The sequence below is a fragment of the Mesorhizobium sp. M7D.F.Ca.US.004.03.1.1 genome (assembly GCF_003998635.1).
Lineage (GTDB): Bacteria > Pseudomonadota > Alphaproteobacteria > Rhizobiales > Rhizobiaceae > Mesorhizobium > Mesorhizobium loti.
The window spans coordinates 1-4,654 of record NZ_RZQG01000469.1 but is presented as its reverse complement, the minus strand read 5'-3'; the positions used below and the strand labels follow the sequence as shown (position 1 = coordinate 4,654).

Annotated in this window: 3 protein-coding genes and 1 pseudogene; 2 read left to right on the top strand and 2 right to left on the bottom strand. The window is 59.4% G+C overall.

What is annotated here, in order from left to right:
• Nucleotides 1-174: 174 nt before the first annotated feature.
• Complete coding sequence (locus EN935_RS23000) at nucleotides 175-978, top strand: TIM barrel protein (protein WP_063169395.1); 804 nt, start codon at nucleotides 175-177, stop codon at nucleotides 976-978.
• A 48-nt stretch (nucleotides 979-1,026) separates the two neighbouring features.
• Here EN935_RS23000 and EN935_RS22995 read toward each other — a convergent pair whose 3' ends face one another.
• Nucleotides 1,027-1,944 (bottom strand): LysR family transcriptional regulator, encoded by a 918-nt coding sequence (locus EN935_RS22995; protein WP_063170390.1) that lies wholly within the window; start codon nucleotides 1,942-1,944, stop codon nucleotides 1,027-1,029.
• 701 nt (nucleotides 1,945-2,645) lie between these two features.
• On the opposite strand from EN935_RS22995, the pseudogene EN935_RS22990 reads away from it, so the two are divergent.
• Nucleotides 2,646-3,869, top strand: a pseudogene (locus tag EN935_RS22990) (IS110 family transposase).
• Between the two features lie 103 nt (nucleotides 3,870-3,972).
• On the opposite strand, the gene EN935_RS22985 reads toward EN935_RS22990, so the two are convergent.
• Nucleotides 3,973-4,248, bottom strand: coding sequence for a hypothetical protein (locus tag EN935_RS22985; RefSeq protein ID WP_127262750.1), 276 nt, complete (start codon nucleotides 4,246-4,248; stop codon nucleotides 3,973-3,975).
• Nucleotides 4,249-4,654 lie beyond the last annotated feature (406 nt).

The window sequence follows — 4,654 nt, the reverse complement described above, 5'->3', positions numbered from 1 at the left end:
AAATATTTGACCTTGATGGATTTCTATCATGAGCGCCCATTTTCCTTTCACCGATGAAAGGAAAGCTCGATTGACTCGGCCGTCTCTGTCCGATCTGTGAACCGGCGTGGTTCCGTCTTGAAAGAAGCCGGATGCCGAAATGGCAGCCGCGCTTCATGGAAGGAAAGTCAAGCAATGCGCCAGGTATCGCCCCGCTTTGCACTCGATCACATGGCGGCGCCCCGCCTTGACGTCAGTGCGCTTTTCGCGCTTGCCCGTGACCAAGGCCTGACCGACGTCCAAATCCGTTACCCTCATTTCAGCAATCCTGTCGCACGCGGCATTCCGGCTGCGGACGTTCGGTTGGCCGCTACCGAAGCGGGCGTCACGATCATCTCTGTCAACGCCTTGCAGCGGTTCAACGACTGGACTCCAACGCGTCAGGCCGAGGCAAGCAACCTCGCCGATTATGCGACGGCGTGCGGGGCGGAGACGCTCGTGTTGGTGCCGGCCAACCGCAGCTCGTGGCCCACCAATAGCGAGCGCCAGGACAATCTTCGTTTCGCTCTAAACGAGATCAAGCCAATCCTCCAGTCGCGGGGTCTGATCGGTCTCATCGAGCCGCTGGGTTTCCGAACCTGCTCGCTTCGATCAAAGAAGGAAGCGGCCGAGGCCGTTGCCGCGGTTGATGGCCAGTCCGTCTTTCGCCTCGTGCACGACACGTTCCACCACACCCTGGCCGGGGAGACATGCCTGTTCTGCGAGCTTACCGGCCTGGTGCACATTTCAAGCGTAAACGACCCGACCTTCTGGATTTACCCCGATCGCTTTCTTGCAGGTTCCGACAATGGCAGCCAGATTCAGGCGCTGCTGGATGGCGGCTACGCGGGACCTTTCTCATTCGAGCTGGTCGAGGAAGTCCATTCTCTGGACGATCTCGCAGGCGCACTTGCCGCCAGCATCGACTTTATCCGGCGAGGGCTATTGTCGTCAAAGTAGATGGTGACAGGAGTAGTGACTATAGGTGCGCCTGAATTTTCCGTGGGTTCACAGCGGGGCAGCCATCCGAGATGCCTCCTGTATCATTATCTCCCGCATCCAGATGCTTGCCGGATCGCTATTGTGGAGGGCCGGCCATTGGAGGGTCTCGGTGAATGTGGGAAATGGCAGCGGAAGTTCGATAACCCGCAGGGGGAACGTTTTTTCGAAATGCCTGACCAGCCGTAAGGGCATGGTCGCTATACGAGCTGTGCCGGACACCATAGGTGGAATCATGCTGAAGCCCTGCACGGCGACCTCGACACGTCTCTTAAGGCCATGCTCAAGCAAAAACCATTCCTCGATAGACGGCTTCATCGTACGCCCGAACCTGACCGCGACGTGCCTCATCGACATGTATCTCTCGAATGTAAGCTGCTGTGGCAGCTGCTTGTTTGTGGGACAGCCTACGCACACGAGCTTCTCGTCAAACAGCGCAACGCTTGAATGCACACTCGACGTGAACATATCCGGTAGAATTAGAAAATCGACGTCACCGCGCCGGAGAAGCTCATCGGGGCTATCGTCGACAGGCAGCAGTTCGAAGCTGACGGCGGGGGCTTCCCGTGAAATACGCTCCACAAGCTTTTCGAAAAACACGAGCGTGACGAAATCGGAAAGAATGATCCTGAAGAGGCGATCGGCTCGAGCTGGGTCAAACGGATCCGAAGAAATAATCGAGCACTGGATGTGCTGGAGAGCGTCGCGAACTGCGGGGGCAAATGCTGCCGCACGCGGGGTTAGAAATCTTTCGCGACCTCTTATCGTAAACAGTTCATCGCGGAAATAATCGCGCAGTCGGGCGACGGCCGCACTCATGGCGGGCTGACTCAGGTTAATCCTGCGTGCCGCCGCCGAGAGATTACGCTCCGTCAGGAGTGCGTCGAGCACAACGAGGAGATTTAGATCAAGTCCTTTGAAACGCATGTCATCAGCCATCCATGGGATGGATGCCTTTAACCGAAACAAACGACTTTAACAATTTAGCATTCTTGCAATCTTTTGTCGCAAAAAGTTTATGATGGATGACGTTAAGGTCCGACATATGAGCCGCGTGATCTGCCGAAGCGAGCAATCGTTCGTACTGTGCAGGTCAGAGATTGGCAGTTTGAAACGCCGGGCCGATGGCGCCGGTCTATCAACCAGCGTCTTCGGCGGCCCCGACCTAGCTAGGCGTGGAACCTAATAGGGTGCACCTTTCCAGTCCGAGGCGACTGATGGGCGGTTTGATCCTAAGCTGCCGTGAGGCCTGTGCCAATTGTATCGGCGAGCCAATGCAGCAGTCCGGCAGCGTTTTTGAGAGCTGTTGTAGGCTCGGCCTAAGCCCATTGGCGCAAGCCTATCTGAACGAAGCGCTTGGCCTTGCCGCTATCCGGTATGTGATCTGTGGTGCCTTCTCGTCCTGCTGTTCTTGTTTTGGAACGCCCTTATGGTGAGCCCATCCGGGACGTGGGGCACCGGGAGCACAAAGGTGCAGGCAGGCCGTCAATAGACCGTGGGCTGAGAGCCCGAGCTCGTTACATGGCCGCCCCTCGCGACTTTCCCGGATGCGCTGCGAGCGCGGATCAGTAGATGTCGTGTTGCCCGCCAGCTCCCGTCTTTGACCGAGCCAAGAAGGAGGAACGGGCATGCTTATCATCGGACTGGATATTCACCGCGCCTTCGCCGAAGCAGTGGCATGGGAGGAGGGCAGGCTCAGGCGACTCGGCCGCGTCGACATGCGGCGCGATCTGCTGGCGGCGTTCGCCGCGAAGCTGTCGCCGAACGATGTCGGGGTGATCGAGGCCACCGGCAACGCGACGTCCGCTGCAGCTGTGGTTGCGCCGCATGTGAAGAAGGTGGGGATCGCCAAGCCGAAACAGGTGTTTATCGTTGCCTATGCCAAGATCAAAACGACGATCGACGCCGACGTTCTTGCGCAGCTCTATGCCAGCGGCTTCTTGCCAGAAGTCTGGATTGCGGACGAGCCGACGCAGGCTCTGCGTCGACAGGTGACACGGCGCAATCAGATTGTCCGACAGAGATCTCGATTGAAGAGCGTCATCCAGTCGATCCTTCATAGCCACCTGATCCGTCCTGCCCGCATGCTGACCTGTGCGGCGCCAAGGGTCGGACCTGGTTAATCGAGCAGGTCGTACCGCAGGACGAGCGCCTCGCGATCGATGGGCATCTGCGCGAGTTCGACCGATTGGGCGAAGACCTCCAGGTCATCGAACGCGATCTTGTCCGCTCGGCTCTCGAGGATGAAGGCGTGAAGCGGCTGATGACCATTCCCGGCGTCGACATCACCGTCGCGCTGGCGATGAAGGGCGGCGATCGGCGACGTGTCGCGCTTCGACGATCCGCAGAAGCTCGTGACCTATCTCGGGTTGAACCCAAGCGTCCAGCAGTCCGGCCAGGTCCGGCCTACCATGGGCGGATCACCAAGCAGGGCCGTGGTCATGCGCGCGGCATGCTCGTCGAGGCGGCCTGGGCGGCCGCTCGTGCTCCCGGACCGTTGCGAGCCTTCTCCCTGCGGCGTGCGAGCCCGGCGCGGACAGCATGTCGCGGCCGTGGCAACCGCACGCAAACTCTCTGTCGTGATCTGTCATCTGTTGAGAAGGGCGAGAGTTACGCGTGGGCTCGACCCTCCCTGCATGCCAAGAAGCTTGCGCGATGTGGAACTCAAGGCCGGGAGCAAGGCTGTGCGCGGCCAAAAGGGAGCGCACGCCTACAACATAAAGAGCCACCGGGAAGAAGAGCGCCGCTGGGTGGAGCAGGCCGAGGGCGCCTATGCACGCCTCGTCGCCGGTTGGAACCCACGAGGTCCGAAGAGGGTAGGCACGGATGCCGCAAACGAGGCGCGACGATAGAAGCTGCGCGGCAGGGCTCTCATCTCGGACCCTGCTCTTCGCCACGCGGTCGTCCGTGCGCGACAGGAGAATAGCGCAGATTTATCAAAAAGGCTCTTGTCGATCACATCAGTGGTCTTGGGCGCTGTACGGCCGGGTGAAGACTTTGCAGGTGGCCCGGAAAGCGTTTGACCTGCAGCGAAGCAATTGTCGTCATTACGCGCTCGACCCGGGCGCCCAGCTTGGCATAAGGGCTACGTGGCCTCAGGAAGCGTCGTCGCCAATGCAGACCATGGACGAATTCCCAGCCGATGCCGAGATGCCGGTCGACCGTGCCTGTCGCCGTCCGGTGATGCGATGCCCCCGAGCGGATGAGTTCGCCCCGGATGCTCCCGGTCACGACGCACGGGTTCGGGTTCCAAGGCGCTCAGTTTTGTTCGCGCCCAATCGGTGTAGGACGCGGCAGAAATACGAGCGTGACGAAATCGGAAAGAATGATCCTGAAGCGGCGATTCGGTAGAGCCGGGTCAAACTATCCGACGAAATAAACGATCACTGGATGGGCGGGGGAGCGTCGCAAACTGGAGGGCAAGAGCTCCCGGACGCAGCGTTAAGTTTGAATACCTCCGCGGACATGGTCGCGAGCTTATCGCGCAAATAAATCGAGCAGCCGAGCGCCGGCCGCACTCATGACCGGCTGGGCTCGGTTAATCCTGCATGCCGCGCCCATGAGGTTACTTGTCCGGAGTGCGTCGAGCACAACGAGGAGATGTAGTTCACGATCTTTGAAAAGCGTGGTCAACCAT

What these genes read in the sequence shown, in the direction of transcription:
- EN935_RS23000 (WP_063169395.1), top strand. Translation starts at nt 175, where the DNA reads ATGCGCCAGGTATCGCCCCGCTTTGCACTCGATCACATGGCGGCGCCC.
- EN935_RS22995 (WP_063170390.1), bottom strand. Translation starts at nt 1,944, where the DNA reads ATGCGTTTCAAAGGACTTGATCTAAATCTCCTCGTTGTGCTCGACGCA.